Below are 14777 nucleotides of genomic sequence, written 5' to 3' on the forward strand. Positions count from 1 at the left end.
TCAACGTTGCTAACGCAACAGTTGGTGTGTCCATCGATGCTGGTGCACTGACAGCGCAATCTGCACTGGACGTGACACTGGGCCGTGGCGCCAACTTCCTGAGCCTGGGTGCAGGTGCTGACCGCGTCGTATTGCTGGGTAACTATGTTGCCGGTACCTACAACGTGACAGAAAACGGTGTGAACCTCAATACACAATCCACAGCAACAGCAGTGGCCCGTGTAGTGACAGACACCATCAACCTGGGTAATGGTAACGATACACTGGTTACTTACGGTGCGATCAACCTGGCGGGTGCCATACTGAGCAATATTGAAAGCATCTCCGCCAATTCAGCCCTGGTGATTACGGCATCTGAATACAATGCCCTGGTAGCAGCACGCAATGCCTTGTCCCTGAGCACACCGGTCATCACATTCATAGGCAATACCCCGCATCAACTGACGATTATTGATGACGTGGGTGGCATCAACAATATCGACCTGTCGCTGATTGCGATTACGGGTGGCAATCTGGTGTTTGATGTGACCTCGGCATCGAATGCAACGGGTGGCGGTGTCAACAATATGACGACCTCGAATGCCATCACCACTTCGGGTGGCGCGACGGCGATCGCAGGTATTGTAGGGACATCTCCAACCAACGGTGGTGGCATTGCATTGAATCCGACGGTGTTGACTGCGGGTGGGGTGTTTAATGGAGTGGCCGGGATCAACGAGAACTTTACCGGTACGGCGGCAACGCTTGCGGGTACGACTGTGAATGGCAATGCGGGTGATACGGATGCCATTACTTTGAGTGGCGCTGTCAACATAGTATTAAACGATGGTGGTGCTGGCGGGTCAATTTCAAATATCAAGACACTGAATTTATCCAATTTCGCCGTCAATGCGATTAACTTCACCAATGCTACTTCGGGTGTTACTACGATCAACGGTGGTAATGCGACTGATACGGTTAATCTGACCAATAGCGGTTCAAGTTTGCTGGCTGGTAATATTAATCTTGGCGTGGGTAATAACCTGCTGATTTTAGAAGGTAAAACATATACCGGTACTTTCAGTTCAGGTTCTGGTGTTACAGACCAATTGACCATGTTTAACGGTACAAATATTGCACCTGCCAATGTAACTGGTTTTGAAAATCTGCTGATCGCTCCCAATGCTTCAGTCACCATGACTGCTGCACAGTACAGTTCTTTTACAGGGACGATAACTGGAACTGGAACAGAAACAATTACCTATACTACGGCAGGTAATATCGTTGGTACTGCTAACGTTGAAAATTATGTTTTGGCCAATGGATCGAATACCTTTGGTATGGGCAGCAACACATTAGTATCTGTTACAGGTGGCACAGGCGCTGATACTTTCAATCTGTCTACCGCTGTGATTAATGCTGCTGCCAACGCAGGTATTAATGGAGGATTGGGGGCTGATACGCTACTTGCCGGTGTACTGGCTGGTGGTTCCATTGATTTCAGCGTGAAAGTAACTGCTATTGAAACAATCAATATCGTTGCTAGTACTACCGCAGCCTGGACGATCAAAAATGAAGATGGCGTAGGCTTTACCATGAACCTGTTTAAAGATGCAGGTGGTGCAGATTTAAATAATGTAACGCTCGGTTCTGGTGGCCAAACGCTTAACTTGGGTGCGCAAGGTGCGGGCAACATTACCATCACTGGTGGGTCTGGTGCCGATACAATCAATCTGTCCACGACAGCACTTGGCATTGACAATATTGCCCCAGGCTCTGTGATCTCTGCCATCGATACGATAGTCAATTTCAAAATCGCAGGTGCTGACGTGTTCAAGACAGGCACGGCCGCAACGTCATTGAATGCATTGAATATCGCTACCGCAGATACAGCGACATTTGCAGCCGCTATCGCAACGGCGGCAACGGCTGCTGGTGCTGCCCTGGCATCCAACACCCAGGCTTATCTGATTACGGTCAGTGCGGGTACTGCAGCCGGTGTTTATGCCTTCCAGAACATTGGCGGCACTACTGGTACCGTGGATGCGACTGACTTTATCGTGAAAATCGTTGGTGCCGGTTCCATCGTGGCGGGTGACTTTGTTGCTTAAATTGGGTAGTTGAAAAGAAGTAAAACCCCGGTGTGGTCTTTGTATTCTTAGTCACATCGGGTGTCGGGCAACATCTGTTTTGGGTGTTGAGTAGTTGTTTCAGCTGTAAGAATCATCCTAAGTTTTGCGTCGCAGGCAGAACATTTACCCGCAGAGAATATCTGCGGGTTTTTTTTATTCTATTTTTGTCGGATTTCCCTTCGTGCTGCCAGAACTCATTTCATCAGTAAGGGTGAGATGGGTTTTCCTCATAACGCAGTTCAGTCCGGTTTATGAGGAAAACTCTCCGGGAGCTGGCGATGCGGACGTTGCCGGGTCTGCGTCGCAATTTGTACTGCATTCCGAACCAACTTTCCCGCACTCATCCCTATTTTTGATTGAGGTGAACAGATAGATCGGTTTGAATGAATATCTTGGCCATGACAGGTCGTACCTGGTCACAGCAGCGCAGAAACCAAGAGACCCGAACGTCGACCCGGTGCGGGTCTGCGAGGTAAATAAACCCGCTATAAAGACCAAACAGTTGGGAGAGAAGGACCGGTAGTACAGCTGAAACAGCTGAAAAAAGAAGCTAAGCCAGAGATTGCCAGATGGAAAACAGATTCCCACCGATGTGCAGGATGATGGGTGGCCAGATTGATCGTGTTTTGTAACGTGTCAGGCCAAGAAATACACCATCCAGGAAGAGTATTACTTGTGTCGGTATATCGTATTGCGTATGTAGTGGTGCCCATAATAATGAGGGCAGGATAATTGCAACGCTGGCGCCCCATTTCTTGTTGACCCAGCTAAAGAAAATACCCCGCCAGGCCATTTCTTCGGATATCGGCCCGACTATACCAATGGCCATTATGCGTAACAGCACTACCGACAATGGTAGTACTGGCCAGTGTTTTTGCTGGGCGATGTTCAATAAGCTGCAAATGAATTCCTCCACGCAGATGAGTGCTACCCATAACAGCAGAAAAACAATGGCTGTTGTCAGCTTGAAATTTCGGAAACCAAAATCCTCTTGCAAGGAAAATTTGCGCACATGGGCAATCACCAGCATGAGCAGGATGCCAGCTGCGGGAACGGCCAGTTTTGTGAGTGTCGATATCCACAATGGATCCGTCATGACTGCTACCCTTGATTACAGCCAACCGGCATCGCTGGCGATGCGAAACGCTTCAACGCGATTTTTTACATTCAGTTTGCCTATCGCATCCGACAGGTAGTTGCGCACTGTACCTTCGGACAGATGGATGAGTCTGGCGATTTCGGCGTTGCCGGCGCCCGAACCTGCAAGGCGAAGTACCTGGCGTTCACGCTCGCATAAGGGGTCGTGCGGGCCGTTCCAGCCTTCCAGCGCCAATTCTGGTGCTATTACACGTCCGCCGGATTGAACCGTGCGGATGGCCGCAGCCAGGCTGTCAGATGGCGAATCTTTAAGCATATAACCACGTACGCCGCTGGCGGTGGCGCGACGCAGATAGCCAGCACGGGCAAAGGTGGTCAACATGATGACTTTGCAGGGCAATTTTTGTTCGGCAATACTGGCAGCCAGTTCCAGGCCCGTCATGATAGGCATTTCTATATCTGTCAGCATGATGTCCGGGTTTTCTTTTTGACAGACTTCCAGGGCTTCCTGGCCATTTTTAACAAGGGAGATGACATCCATGTCTGGCTCAAAGCGCAGCAATGCTGCCAGTGCGCCAGAGACCAGGGCCTGGTCTTCAGCAATAACAATCCTGATCATGCCGCACCTTTAATGGGAAGTGAAATTTCTATGGTCATACCATGCGCATGGTGTATGTTGAGCGTGCCTTGCAGGGCGTGAATGCGTTCTGTCATGCCGGTCAGGCCGCTGCCTTTTTTGATTGTGAAATCGCGATGCGTTGCCATGCCGTCGTCGGCAACCATCAGTTTGATGTATTGAGAATCTGACGACAGGGTAATCTTGCACTTTGTTGCCTTGGCATGCCGGATGATATTGGTAATGGCTTCCCGTAAAGAAAGCGCGATCACGTTTTCCAGTGCCAGGGGGATAGTACATTGTTCGATCAGGGCGATCATTTTTACTTCAGCTGCATTCAGGGCTTTTTTTGCCAGATGCAATTCCAATTCCAGGCTATTGGCGCGGTTGTTGCGAACTGTAGAGCGTACTTCACCCAGCGTTTCACGCGCGCTTTGCTCTATGTCTGTCAATTCATTGGCGCAGGCAGCCAAATCCGTTTTTATCAACTTTCGTGCCAGGTCTGCTTTCAGGGCGATGACAGACAATGTGTGCCCGAGCACATCATGGATATCGCGGGAAATTCTTTCACGTTCAGCCAGGCGAGCAAGATTCTCCACTTCTTCCTGTTTTCTGAACAGCTTCTCATTCGTGCGTATATTTTTTTCAACCAGAATACTGACGATGCCAACCGGTAAGCAAAATAACAGAGTCGGCAGCAAAAAATGAGATGGCAACTGGAAGACGGCATCTGCTGTCAGCAAAATAGCGCAGACAATATATAGTGCAGCATACGCGCAACGATGATTGGCCAGGCGCGAACACATGCCAACGCTAAAGATGACAAATACCGCAGCGCCGGCATTGTAGGGCGCCCACACTATGCCAATCATGGTAGTCACGATGATGCAGGCGAACAAGCGCCAGTCATCAACCCGGAGGCTATACAGGAATAGCGGCACAAAGCTGGCAAATGTAGCCAGTACCATCAGCAATTCGTCGTTCTGTGGATACTCCTTGGTGTATTTGAATAAAAAACAGCCAAGCAATGCCAGCCAGAAATAGGAGGCATTTTCATGTTTTTCCAGCCTGGACGGGATGGTCGAGGTAGAGATGAAGTCACCGAGTTTTCTAAACGCTAAGTTCAACTTGAAATTCCTTATCACTGTTTAAGCAAAAGCAAATTTCTCACTTGTTTAATTGCAAATATGGCATTTTTTAAGTGGAAAAATTACATCTGTTATATGTTGCCTACTGAAAACTATTCTGAGAAATATCCGAAGGTACAGCTTACGATATGTCTAATTACAGATCGATTACAGATCGATTGCAAATGTCTGCATGGCGAGATAATTGGGGTAAATTTGCTTACTCTCAGCGACATATGAAGGCAACAATCACTCGCACGAGACGGTGATTTCCTGGTTGGGCGTGACATCTGACCAGGGGGCTATTGATGAAATGAGTTCTACTTGATTACTGAAGATTGTTTACCTGGATAAAAGTGTGGTCGCCTTTATCCAGGTAAATACTGGGCAAACATGGCAAGCTATCCGGCAGTTCAGGCCGTCGCACGTGAAGCGCTAATCATCACATTCGCCATGGTGCCGTAAACGCTGGTCCAGGCATCTTTTACATCAGCCGTGAATGCGTCTCCCAGGCCTTGTCCCAGGGTTTTGAGCAGGGCACCACCGACGGTCTCATAATGGGACTCTTTTACGCCATAGCCATCGTGACGTATCGCCAGGCCTTGCAGTACAGGGACCAGTGTATTCAGGTCATTGAGCTTGCCGACTGCTGCACCTATCATCTGCATCAGTTTTTTACCTTGTTCGGTCATGTCGCCCCTGAACAATGGCTTGAGTGAAGGATCGGCTTCAAACAGGTTTTGATAAAACAAGGCAGCCGCCTGTGGTGCGATGCCTGCTACCTGTTTCCATGAGTCTTGCACGAGCATAACGGTATGTTGATTCATTTTAATTCTCCAGATAAATGAGGGGTTTCAATCAATGACAGCTATTTACAACAGATGCTTGGACCAGGCCATGCCTATGCCGTGGTAGTTACCTTGCTGTGGTACATCTGCAGGTCGGCAGCTTGCAGCCATGCTTTGGGTGAGCTGAATTCAGAATTCAGTTCAGAAAAGCCCAGAGCAAATTCCAGTGCAATGGCGGTGTCGTCATGCTGTCCGCTGATCTGCAAAACCGGGATGGCATCCAGCAGTTTGTCGGCAATTTGTTGTGCCTCCTGCGAATTGGTATGCGGCAGAATCACAGCAAATTCGTCTCCCCCCAAACGGCCAAGAATGTCTATGGAACGCAGGTTATTTTGTAAATAGACAGCGATCAGCTTCAGTGCTTTGTCACCGGCTTCATGTCCGTAACTGTCGTTGATCTGCTTGAAGCGATTCATGTCGAGTATCATCAGTGTCGTTGGCACCGCATAGCGAACCTGTTTGTCCCAGGCCATATTCAGCTCGGCAATAAAGCCACGCCGGTTTAACAGGCCGGTTAGCAGATCTGTGCGATTTTCTATTTCCAGATCAGAAATGGAGCGCTTCAGTCTCGCTATTTCCTCAAGCAGGTCTGCGGTAGTCTTGTTTTGACCGATGCAAAAAAGCTTGACCTGCTGGCCTGTGTAAGAAAAATCCTTGTTCTCGACATGTTGCTGGTCATGTTGGTAAGTCGTTTTTTGCATAGCGTGCATGAAAAATTTCCTATATACGTAATAAACTGATCGTTCGCTTAGTATTGTCGCCCGGCAGATTAGTTGTTAGATACAAGGCCTTGCTTTCCCTATGAATACAAGACTTATTCCCAAGTGTTTGAAATAAATGAACGATCTCGGGTAGTCTCAGGTAATGTGGCTTAGCTGTGCCTTATCATGGGGTGCAGTATGCGGGGGAGAGGATTTTTCAGATAGATACAAGCCCTGCTCTTGTGCGTAGATACAAAATAAAAAAAACGGGCAAGTGCCCGTTGTTTGCATCAATGCCCAATCAGGAATACGCTTTAATAAAAGCCACGCAAATAAAAACAAAAGGCAGTCAGCGATTGCCGCAGGGGATCGGTCAGCGGAATGGATGTATTGACGCACAGGCCGTGTGAGACCAGGGCAATCTGCGGTGTATCGGATTCATCAAGCAAGGGCCAGTTAGCCCGAATTTGCGCCTGAATTTCTTCAGGACTGATTTTGTCTGGCAGCGGCAGCCAATAACTATAGCCGCCTGGCATATCAGCAAGTTTGACGGTATTACCCAACACCAGACGCAGTATTGACAGGTATTCTCCAGAACGGGTTTTTAACTGCTGACGAAATTTTCGCAAATGTGGCACATGGCTACCTTGCGCCAGAAATTCTGCCAGTACCAATTGCGACAATTCATTCACGCTGCTGGCCGATGCACTTTTCAGATATTCAATACGCTCACGCCAGCTACCGGCGGCCAGCCAGCCTATGTGCAATCCCGGTGCCAGCGTTTTGGAGCAGGAATTGACGTAAATGACGTTGCCTTTGAGATCAAAGGACTTTAATGTGAGTGGCCGTGCACCATCATGTTGCAGATCGCCATAGACATCGTCTTCTATGATGGCCACGCCGTGTTTTTCTGCTAGCCGCAGCAAATTACGTTTTACGGGCAAAGGCATCAGCGCACCGGTAGGGAAATGGTAGTTTGCCACCAGCAGAAACACCTTGGGTGCATCTTCCGCTTCCAGAATGCTTTGTACCTCAGCCAGAAAATCTGGTGCGTCGACACTGTTGTGCACGGTTACTGGCGTCAGGGTCAAGGTTTCCAGCAAGCGGCTGTACAACACGCTGACAGGTCCCTGTACCATGACCTTATTGCCTGCTTCGCTGGTGGCACGTAAAGCCAGCAGCAAGGCTTCAGTGGCCCCCTGGGTGACGATCAGCTCGTCTTCTTTCAGAAAACAACCATTTTCGGCACTGCGCTTCGCCAGTTCAGCCCGCAAGCGCGGATGTCCATAGGCTGCCTGGGCATGACGGGTAGACAGAAAAGGGTGGCGACGGATCACGCTACCCAGCAAACTCTGCCAGCGTTGTTCAGGGAACAGGTCTTCGGCAGGGCTCCAGTTCAATACACTTGCGTTCACGCTTTGCAAGTCGGCCTGGGTATGGGAAACCGGCTGTGCCGTTTCTTGCCGGGTCGGTGGTTTGACATAATAACCAGCCTTGCCACGAGGTTCAACCAGGCCTTTTTCTTCCAGTGTATGCAAGGCGTTGGTGACAGTAGCCAGGCTGAGCTGGTGCTGCTGCATGAGTTCACGAACCGAGGGCAGACGCGCATTGACGGCCAATTTTTTGCTCAATATCGCATCAGCCAGTTCATCTGCCAATATTTGATACTTGTTTTTCGTCACAAAAAACCCTCATCCTTGCAAAAATTTACCATCAGTCCAAGTCGTTTTCTACCGGGCCGACAACAGCATTTTATCAAATTCGCAGTGCAGCACCATATGAATACTTATAACATATCCGATTCGGCTAGCGTATCAAAATAAGCGGTTTTGTACCGGTACAAGCAGGGTATGCCTGCGTGTGTGCCAAAGTGTCGCGATATGACAGGGAAGACTACATTCCCCTGCACTATGGCCTTATAACTACGGGTAATGGACCTTGCTTATTTTTTTGTACCGTAAAACCAGGATAATGCGACACAAATACCGGATATACTTAGTGAACACGTGCAGTCCATGATACTGATTGTCACCAGTAAACCCCTGAAAGCAAGAACACTATCAATGAGTAAAACACCGTCTTCCCGCCCGCCTAATAAAGCCCAGCTAGCCGCAGCCGAACTATGGCTGATGAATATTCAGGACGATGTTGCCGCACTGATCGCATCAGGCTGGGATGCAGCGACTTCGGCACCGGGCGACCTGGCTGTCGATTTTTATCAAAATCTGTTTGCGGCGGCACCCGGTGTCATAGAGCTATTTGCCGGCGATATGACAGAGCAGCAGGGGCGCCTGACCCATACACTGGGTGAAACGGTGGCGCTGGTGCACGAGCCAGAACACCTGTTGCTGTTGCTGCGCGCTTCCGGCGTGCGCCATCATCATTACCAGGTTCAGCAAGCCTATTTTGGTGTGATGCGCAATATCCTCATTGATACGCTGGCAGCGCGTGCCGGGGCGTCATTTACCCCTGCGCATCGCGCCGCCTGGGAAGGCTTGTTCGATAATATGGCGACTGTCATGCAGCACGGTATGGCCAGCGCTGCCAAAAACTGAAAGACCGGGTTGACCTGGCGGCTATTGCACTCATGGTACAGGTTTGATAGCTTGCCCCGCACTGAATTGCCTGTTTTTGTCGGTCGCATCAAAGTTGCCATTGAAACGCTCGGTCATGGAAAAACTGGCGGCATCAGCATTCTTGAGCAATTGCCCATAATAGAAAACCTGGCGCGATGTTTTGGCATATCCCATCGCCAGATACTGCAATGAAGCGACATCATCCTTGCTGATAAGCTTGCCACGGTAATAGGCTTTGTCACCGTCTACGGCATAGCCTTCTTCTATCACTTTGAATGTATCCTGCCTTACTCCTTTGATAGTGCCGCCGATACTGAAACCATCGACGTAATATATCTTTGACTGGTCTTTGGCGTAGTGTGCATCGAGTACGTTAAACGAAGGACCATCGCTACCAGGAATTTCTGTTTCACGATAATAGCCGCGTAACTTATCTCTGGCGAACGCATGTTCCAATAACACAAAACTGTCTATATCCTGAACCGGCACTATTTTTTCCCGGCGAAATAAATGAGATTTATCTCTGGCCAGATACCCGTCACTCATCATGCGAAAACTGGCAGGATCAGCATCTCTTATTTTTTTGATGACGGTTCTTTTGATGCTCCAGTACTCCTTGCTATCGCGCTCGGTATCGCAAAAAAATACCATAGCCTTATCCTTGGCATAGTATTTACTCAGTACCTGGAAACTGGCGCTGTCACTGCCATTTTCACCTATGAAGATGGGGGTTCCGCGGTAGTATGCAATTCGTGCGTCTTTGGCAAAATATTCATCTATAGGCGTGAAGCTGGCGGGTTCGTTTTGACTGTCAACGACCATGCCATCATAGTGCCATTTACCGTTCTTTTTATAATACGACGATTCATTGCCACATCCGAACAGAAAAGAAAATAAGCCCATGAGAATAATCCATGGGGGATATTTCTTTATTTTCCTTAACATTGACCTGCTCCTGATTTCATAAGGTGCGCAGGTAAGTCGCATACCTGGCCAGACCGCCGGTGCGGAAGGCGGGCTGCATTTTGGTCTCAGCGATACTGCTTGTGTATGAAGCATGTAATTGTGAACGTGCAGTGTCAGGATCGATCTGGCAAAGGTAGCGAAAGAACAGATTGGGTTGTTGACCTGCGAAATGCGATGCTACTTCTACTGACGAATCTATCATCAGGCAAGGCTCTTGCCATTGCTGCGCGAGTACACCGATAGTTTTCATTTTTGCACCTGAAGATTCAATCATCCATGTGGCCTTGCCGCCAGAAATGGATGGCAGGAAATTCCTTTGATGGATTTGTTCCAGCAAATTTTCCAGACTGATATTGGCAGGCACGGCAATGTTTTCGGCATGGGATACGGTGTCGTCGCCGGCATGTACGCTATCTCTGTCTATGCGAATTTGTAGCATGGATCTTTGATTGCCTTGTCTGGATCGCACATTAAAAAGACCACCAGTCAGCTTGCCCAGGAAGAGCAAAAATGCCAGTGGCCACACTAACATTGCCGCAAGGCCAAAGATCCAGCCCAGGGTAGTGCTGCCAAACAGGTTTGCCAATAACAGGCTTACTACGGGCGTACCAAATACAAAGGCCATGGCCCAGGTAAAATAAGAAGCTTCCCATGCAAGTAAAGACTGGCGCCGCCAGCCATAGACAAAGCCGCCAGCGAACAGGCCGATAGCGATGATGGTCCAATTAAACATCAGGTTTCCCCTTGATTATTGATATCTGGCGCTGATGCAGTGCTTATGCATTGTTGATGTGCTTAGCCAGAGTAAGAATGTTGCGTCAGAACGCTGCGGATATTCCATCAATACGATCAAGCCGGATGATGATGCGACTGGCTTGCTGGTTGCGCCCGGTGACATACTTGTCATCCAGGCCAGTGACTACCATGGCGATATTATTGCCGTTGGCATGGACCGTGACACCCTTGTTTTTTTCCTTGCTTTCCAGCAGTGTCGAGCGCACAGGGTCTTTCTCATTCGCGGAAGCGATGTCGGCTGCACCGGCACTACCAGTGGCGACGATGGAAGTAATCAACAGTGTCTGTATCAGTTTGTTCAGTTTGATCATGATGCTCTTTCTGTTTAAAGGTTTGAGGAAATTCTGTATAGCGTTTTCCAAATATTCTTTGCCAAACACTGCCCGCCGGATTATGTGTGTTGTCTGACATGATGCGGTCGGCTTGCATGCCGAATTGACGGATCAGATTTTGCGACAGATGCAGTCAACACAGTAGATACAGTGCTTGGTGTAGTGCATAGATACAAGTCAAAATTTTTTGTTGCATGAGGGCCATTTTTTAATTTTTGACAGAATCTGGAACTCATTTCATCCATAGGAATGAAATGAGTTCCAGTCTTTCACAAATACCACCGGCATTCAATATGCCGTATGTCATATTAAAAAATGACGACAGACACTTACCCAATAATTAAAAGCTTGTGATCATGCTTGCCAGATTCGACATCTGCGCTTTCAGTTTTTGTCAGGTAGGTGGCTATAAATTATTTAATTGATAATTATTTGTTTTCTGCTGATCCGTATCCAACATGATCAGTATTAATTTTGGCTTCGGTCATATTTATTTCAGTTTCTGCGACAGCATCTATTTCAACAGCGTCGCCCATCAGGAGAAATAGCATGCAAATGCATAAAAAAATAATTCAGGCATTCACTCTGGGCTTATGCCTGTTGGGGATGCTGGTATTGTCCAATACAAATATCGCTATGGCTGCAAACAGCCCCGCACATATTGGCTTCTCGTCCAAAACGGTGGGCTTTGGTGCAAGCAATGCGCGCAATGCTGGCTCTACAGAATATGCACTGATCGAATTCATCACAGAAACCGGCGCAGTGGATGCCTCTGTAAGCATCACAGTGAGTAGCAGCGATCCATCTTTGATTTCTGTCAGTAAGGCAGCTGTTGCCAATGCGCTTGGCAATTATGTGCTGGCGGTTCCTACGAATGCCGCATCGGGTAGTGCCACCATTACTGCGACGGCCACCGTTGCGGGTGTTGTTTACACCCGCTCACGTATTTTTGTCATTACGGCGGCCAGTGTGATTGTTCCTCCAGCGAGCGGGTCATCTACCATTACGCGGGCGACTACGCCAACCATGGATGCGGATCAGTCCGGTTGTGCCGTGATCAATTATTACGACGTGGGTGTAGGGAAGGCCTTTACCGCACTTGGCCAGTTACCGTGGAGCCAGCTAAAAGGCTGCGATACAGTCCGGATTTATGCCAAGCCCAATAACGTTCCCTACAATGAAATGATACTGATATCGGCCGGCACCAATCTGGCACCGACTGCGCCGAATAAATTCATGCGTGTAATTGGTGTGCCAGATCCGGTGACGGGGGCGCGCCCTATCATAGATGGTGCGCCTGATGCCCAGGGCAAGTTGGCGACGCAACAGGAGACATTGCCAGGACAAGCGGCCCGCACACTGCAATATCATGATAACGCCAGTGCCAGCCGTGTATTGTATAAACTGGGTCTGGTCATGGTGGGCCCGCAGTCAGGTTATAACTACAATAATGGTCCGGCAGGATATATCGGTATCGAAAATCTCGATATCCGTAATTCGGTATACGGTAATTCCTTCATGGATGCCCAGGGACAGAAAGTAGATAGCTATGCCAGCTTTGGTACTTGTCTGTTTGTGGAGGCAGCAGCGCATCTGGTGGTAAAAAATAATGTCATGCACAATTGTGGCAATGGTCTGTTTATCAATTCCAAGAACAGTACAGTGGTTGAATTGTCGCAAGATATCCTGATCGAGGGTAATTCCTTCTACAGCAATAGCAACGCACCGATACCGGGCGTCAGCAATGGCTATTCTGAACATAATAGTTATACAGAAGCGCGTGACATCATTTTTCAGTACAACTACTTTGGCGATGTTCGCCCGGGTGCTTTTGGTGACTGCCTGAAGGACAGATCCTCCGGCCTGATCGTCAGATATAACACCTTCGCATCCAGTTGTGGTCTGCAATTGAATTTGATGGATTCTACTGGCGGTAATGGTTTGATTTATGGTGATCCTGCTTATGCCACTACCTACGTATATGGCAACCTGTTTGATGTCACTCCAGGTACAAATAATACCAATCTGGTGTATTACGGTGGTGATAGCGGCTTAACGGCGAATTATCGTCAGGGCACCTTGTTCTTTTATAACAATACGATGGTGGTGAAGGGGGACGCCACGCATGGCATTTATCCAGAAACATTGATGTTCAATCTGGTCATGCCCAATGCTGTTGCTGACGTAAAGAACAATGTATTTTATGCCGCACCGAATACGCCTGGCTCGCCAGGGAAAGTGCAGGCCATGGCGTTAGGCAAGGGAACAGTAAATATGGCAAACAACTGGGTATCGCCCAATGCAGCCCAATATTGGGTGGGCCATTTGACAGGTGCTGTGGTAAATGGCTGGAATACCAATCTGGGGGCGAATATGGGTACGAACAACAATCCCATGCTGGTGAACCTGGCCCAGCATGATTATCGTCCAGCGGCTGGCTCTCCCCTCATCAACGCCGGTAATGGCTTGGGCAACCTGACATCCAGCCTGCTACCTGTAGCGCAACCAGCCACGCTCATCCTGCGCAAGCAAGATGGGATGATAGATATAGGCGCGTATGAGTTTTGATCAGAATTTCCGGTAGTTGGCTTTTTCTGTCATAAGAGAGCCCCGGTAGATGTAGCAGCTTTGCTATATCCACCGGGGCTTTTTACTCTCAATTTTCTATGAACAAGTGGTGACCGGATTGCCGCAATATGAATTCGGCGGCATCCAGCCTTTGATATTCTTGTATTGAATTTCCAGCCATGCGTCTTTGCAGCCTTGCACGCTGGCAGTAGCGTCATCAGGCATTTTCCCGGTGATGGCACTTTGCTTGTCCGGACTGGTTAGCAAGTTGATTTTTCCTCTGGAATTGATGCCGGTTAATGGCCCATATACCCAACCTTCCCCCTTGAAATAGACGGTACCGTTGACGCCCGTGACCTGTCGAATCCGCAACCATTTACCTGCCGAGCCGCTCACTTCAATTTCTGAGTCGCTATCTTTAATCATGGCCAGTACCTTGTATTCAGATCCGGGACCATTGCGGATATTGCTTCCCTTCGTATCTGGATCCGCAGGGAATACCTTGATCTGACAACTCAGTATTTCCTGAGCAGCAAATGCTGTGCTGGATTTCAAGGCTGCATGTGCGACTAGTGTGCAGCAAAAACTGTGCAAGACAGCGCGGGAAATGTTGCGTGGTGTATGCATGTTCGCAGCCTATTCATTGTGCAAAGTAAAAAAATAAGTTTAGCACCATTGTTTTGGAAATTTCATGCTTAAAAAAGAAAGGAAATTTTAATTTATATGCTCAGGATTTACGCGTGATTATTTTTTCGTAAGTAAAAATGACAAAAGTCATGTGAAAACATGCTTATCTACACTTACTGTCAAAAATTAAGTCTGTAAAGATGCACAACTTGTTACTGGGTAGAACCTGGTGCGCAATTTCGAGATTAAACCCAACAGGAAAGCACCATGGCCAACCCCGCTGCAGACATCCAAAAGCTTTACATCGCTTATTTCAACCGTCCAGCGGACCCATTGGGCCTGGCATACTGGACAGCCTCCAACCTGTCCCTCAAAGACATCGCGCAAAGCTTCTCCGTTCAGAAAGAATACG

General features: G+C 48.5%; 13 protein-coding genes. 3 read left to right on the forward strand and 10 right to left on the reverse strand.

Annotation, left to right across the window (positions count from 1 at the left end):
* Window positions 1-2090, forward strand: a 2090-nt coding sequence (locus ACO0LK_RS26745; protein WP_422980568.1) for a beta strand repeat-containing protein, incomplete at its 5' end; no start/stop codon positions are given.
* Window positions 2091-2661: 571 nt separating this feature from the next.
* Here the strand turns inward: ACO0LK_RS26745 and ACO0LK_RS26750 are convergent.
* The 6 genes from ACO0LK_RS26750 to ACO0LK_RS26775 form a co-directional block, all read right to left on the reverse strand.
* Window positions 2662-3207 carry a lysostaphin resistance A-like protein gene (locus ACO0LK_RS26750; protein WP_422980569.1) on the reverse strand — a complete coding sequence of 182 codons (546 nt, stop codon included), beginning with the start codon at window positions 3205-3207 and terminating at the stop codon, window positions 2662-2664.
* Window positions 3208-3222: 15 nt separating this feature from the next.
* Complete coding sequence (locus tag ACO0LK_RS26755) at window positions 3223-3828, reverse strand: response regulator transcription factor (protein WP_422980570.1); 606 nt, start codon at window positions 3826-3828, stop codon at window positions 3223-3225.
* Window positions 3825-4952 (reverse strand): sensor histidine kinase, encoded by a 1128-nt coding sequence (locus tag ACO0LK_RS26760; protein ID WP_422980571.1) that lies wholly within the window; start codon window positions 4950-4952, stop codon window positions 3825-3827. Before ACO0LK_RS26760 ends, ACO0LK_RS26755 begins: the two co-directional genes overlap by 4 nt.
* Before the next feature lie 413 nt (window positions 4953-5365).
* Window positions 5366-5779 (reverse strand): globin family protein, encoded by a 414-nt coding sequence (locus ACO0LK_RS26765; protein ID WP_422980572.1) that lies wholly within the window; start codon window positions 5777-5779, stop codon window positions 5366-5368.
* A gap of 74 nt (window positions 5780-5853) precedes the next feature.
* The gene (locus ACO0LK_RS26770; RefSeq protein WP_422980573.1) at window positions 5854-6510 is read right to left on the reverse strand and encodes a GGDEF domain-containing protein; all 657 of its coding nucleotides are present in this window, start codon (window positions 6508-6510) and stop codon (window positions 5854-5856) included.
* Window positions 6511-6815: 305 nt separating this feature from the next.
* Complete coding sequence (locus ACO0LK_RS26775; protein ID WP_422980574.1) at window positions 6816-8183, reverse strand: PLP-dependent aminotransferase family protein; 1368 nt, start codon at window positions 8181-8183, stop codon at window positions 6816-6818.
* A gap of 381 nt (window positions 8184-8564) precedes the next feature.
* On the opposite strand from ACO0LK_RS26775, the gene ACO0LK_RS26780 reads away from it, so the two are divergent.
* Window positions 8565-9056 (forward strand): globin domain-containing protein, encoded by a 492-nt coding sequence (locus ACO0LK_RS26780; RefSeq protein WP_422980575.1) that lies wholly within the window; start codon window positions 8565-8567, stop codon window positions 9054-9056.
* Window positions 9057-9086: 30 nt separating this feature from the next.
* On the opposite strand, the gene ACO0LK_RS26785 is transcribed toward ACO0LK_RS26780, so the two are convergent.
* From ACO0LK_RS26785 to ACO0LK_RS26795, 3 genes are all read right to left on the reverse strand, one after another.
* Window positions 9087-9980: a DKNYY domain-containing protein gene (locus ACO0LK_RS26785; RefSeq protein ID WP_422980576.1), complete on the reverse strand. Its 894-nt coding sequence runs from the start codon at window positions 9978-9980 to the stop codon at window positions 9087-9089.
* Between the two features lie 58 nt (window positions 9981-10038).
* A complete protein-coding gene (locus ACO0LK_RS26790) occupies window positions 10039-10776 on the reverse strand; it encodes a hypothetical protein (protein ID WP_422980577.1) in 738 nt (245 codons plus the stop codon).
* 85 nt (window positions 10777-10861) lie between these two features.
* Complete coding sequence (locus tag ACO0LK_RS26795; RefSeq protein WP_422980578.1) at window positions 10862-11149, reverse strand: hypothetical protein; 288 nt, start codon at window positions 11147-11149, stop codon at window positions 10862-10864.
* A gap of 570 nt (window positions 11150-11719) precedes the next feature.
* Between ACO0LK_RS26795 and ACO0LK_RS26800 the strand changes: the two genes are divergently transcribed.
* Window positions 11720-13738, forward strand: a complete 2019-nt coding sequence (locus tag ACO0LK_RS26800) for a hypothetical protein (RefSeq protein ID WP_422980579.1) — start codon at window positions 11720-11722, stop codon at window positions 13736-13738.
* Between the two features lie 96 nt (window positions 13739-13834).
* Here ACO0LK_RS26800 and ACO0LK_RS26805 read toward each other — a convergent pair whose 3' ends face one another.
* Window positions 13835-14365: an SH3 domain-containing protein gene (locus tag ACO0LK_RS26805; protein ID WP_422980580.1), complete on the reverse strand. Its 531-nt coding sequence runs from the start codon at window positions 14363-14365 to the stop codon at window positions 13835-13837.
* Between the last annotated feature and the right edge of the window lie 412 nt (window positions 14366-14777).

It is taken from the genome of Undibacterium sp. Ji49W (assembly GCF_049340205.1).
Classification (GTDB): domain Bacteria; phylum Pseudomonadota; class Gammaproteobacteria; order Burkholderiales; family Burkholderiaceae_D; genus Undibacterium.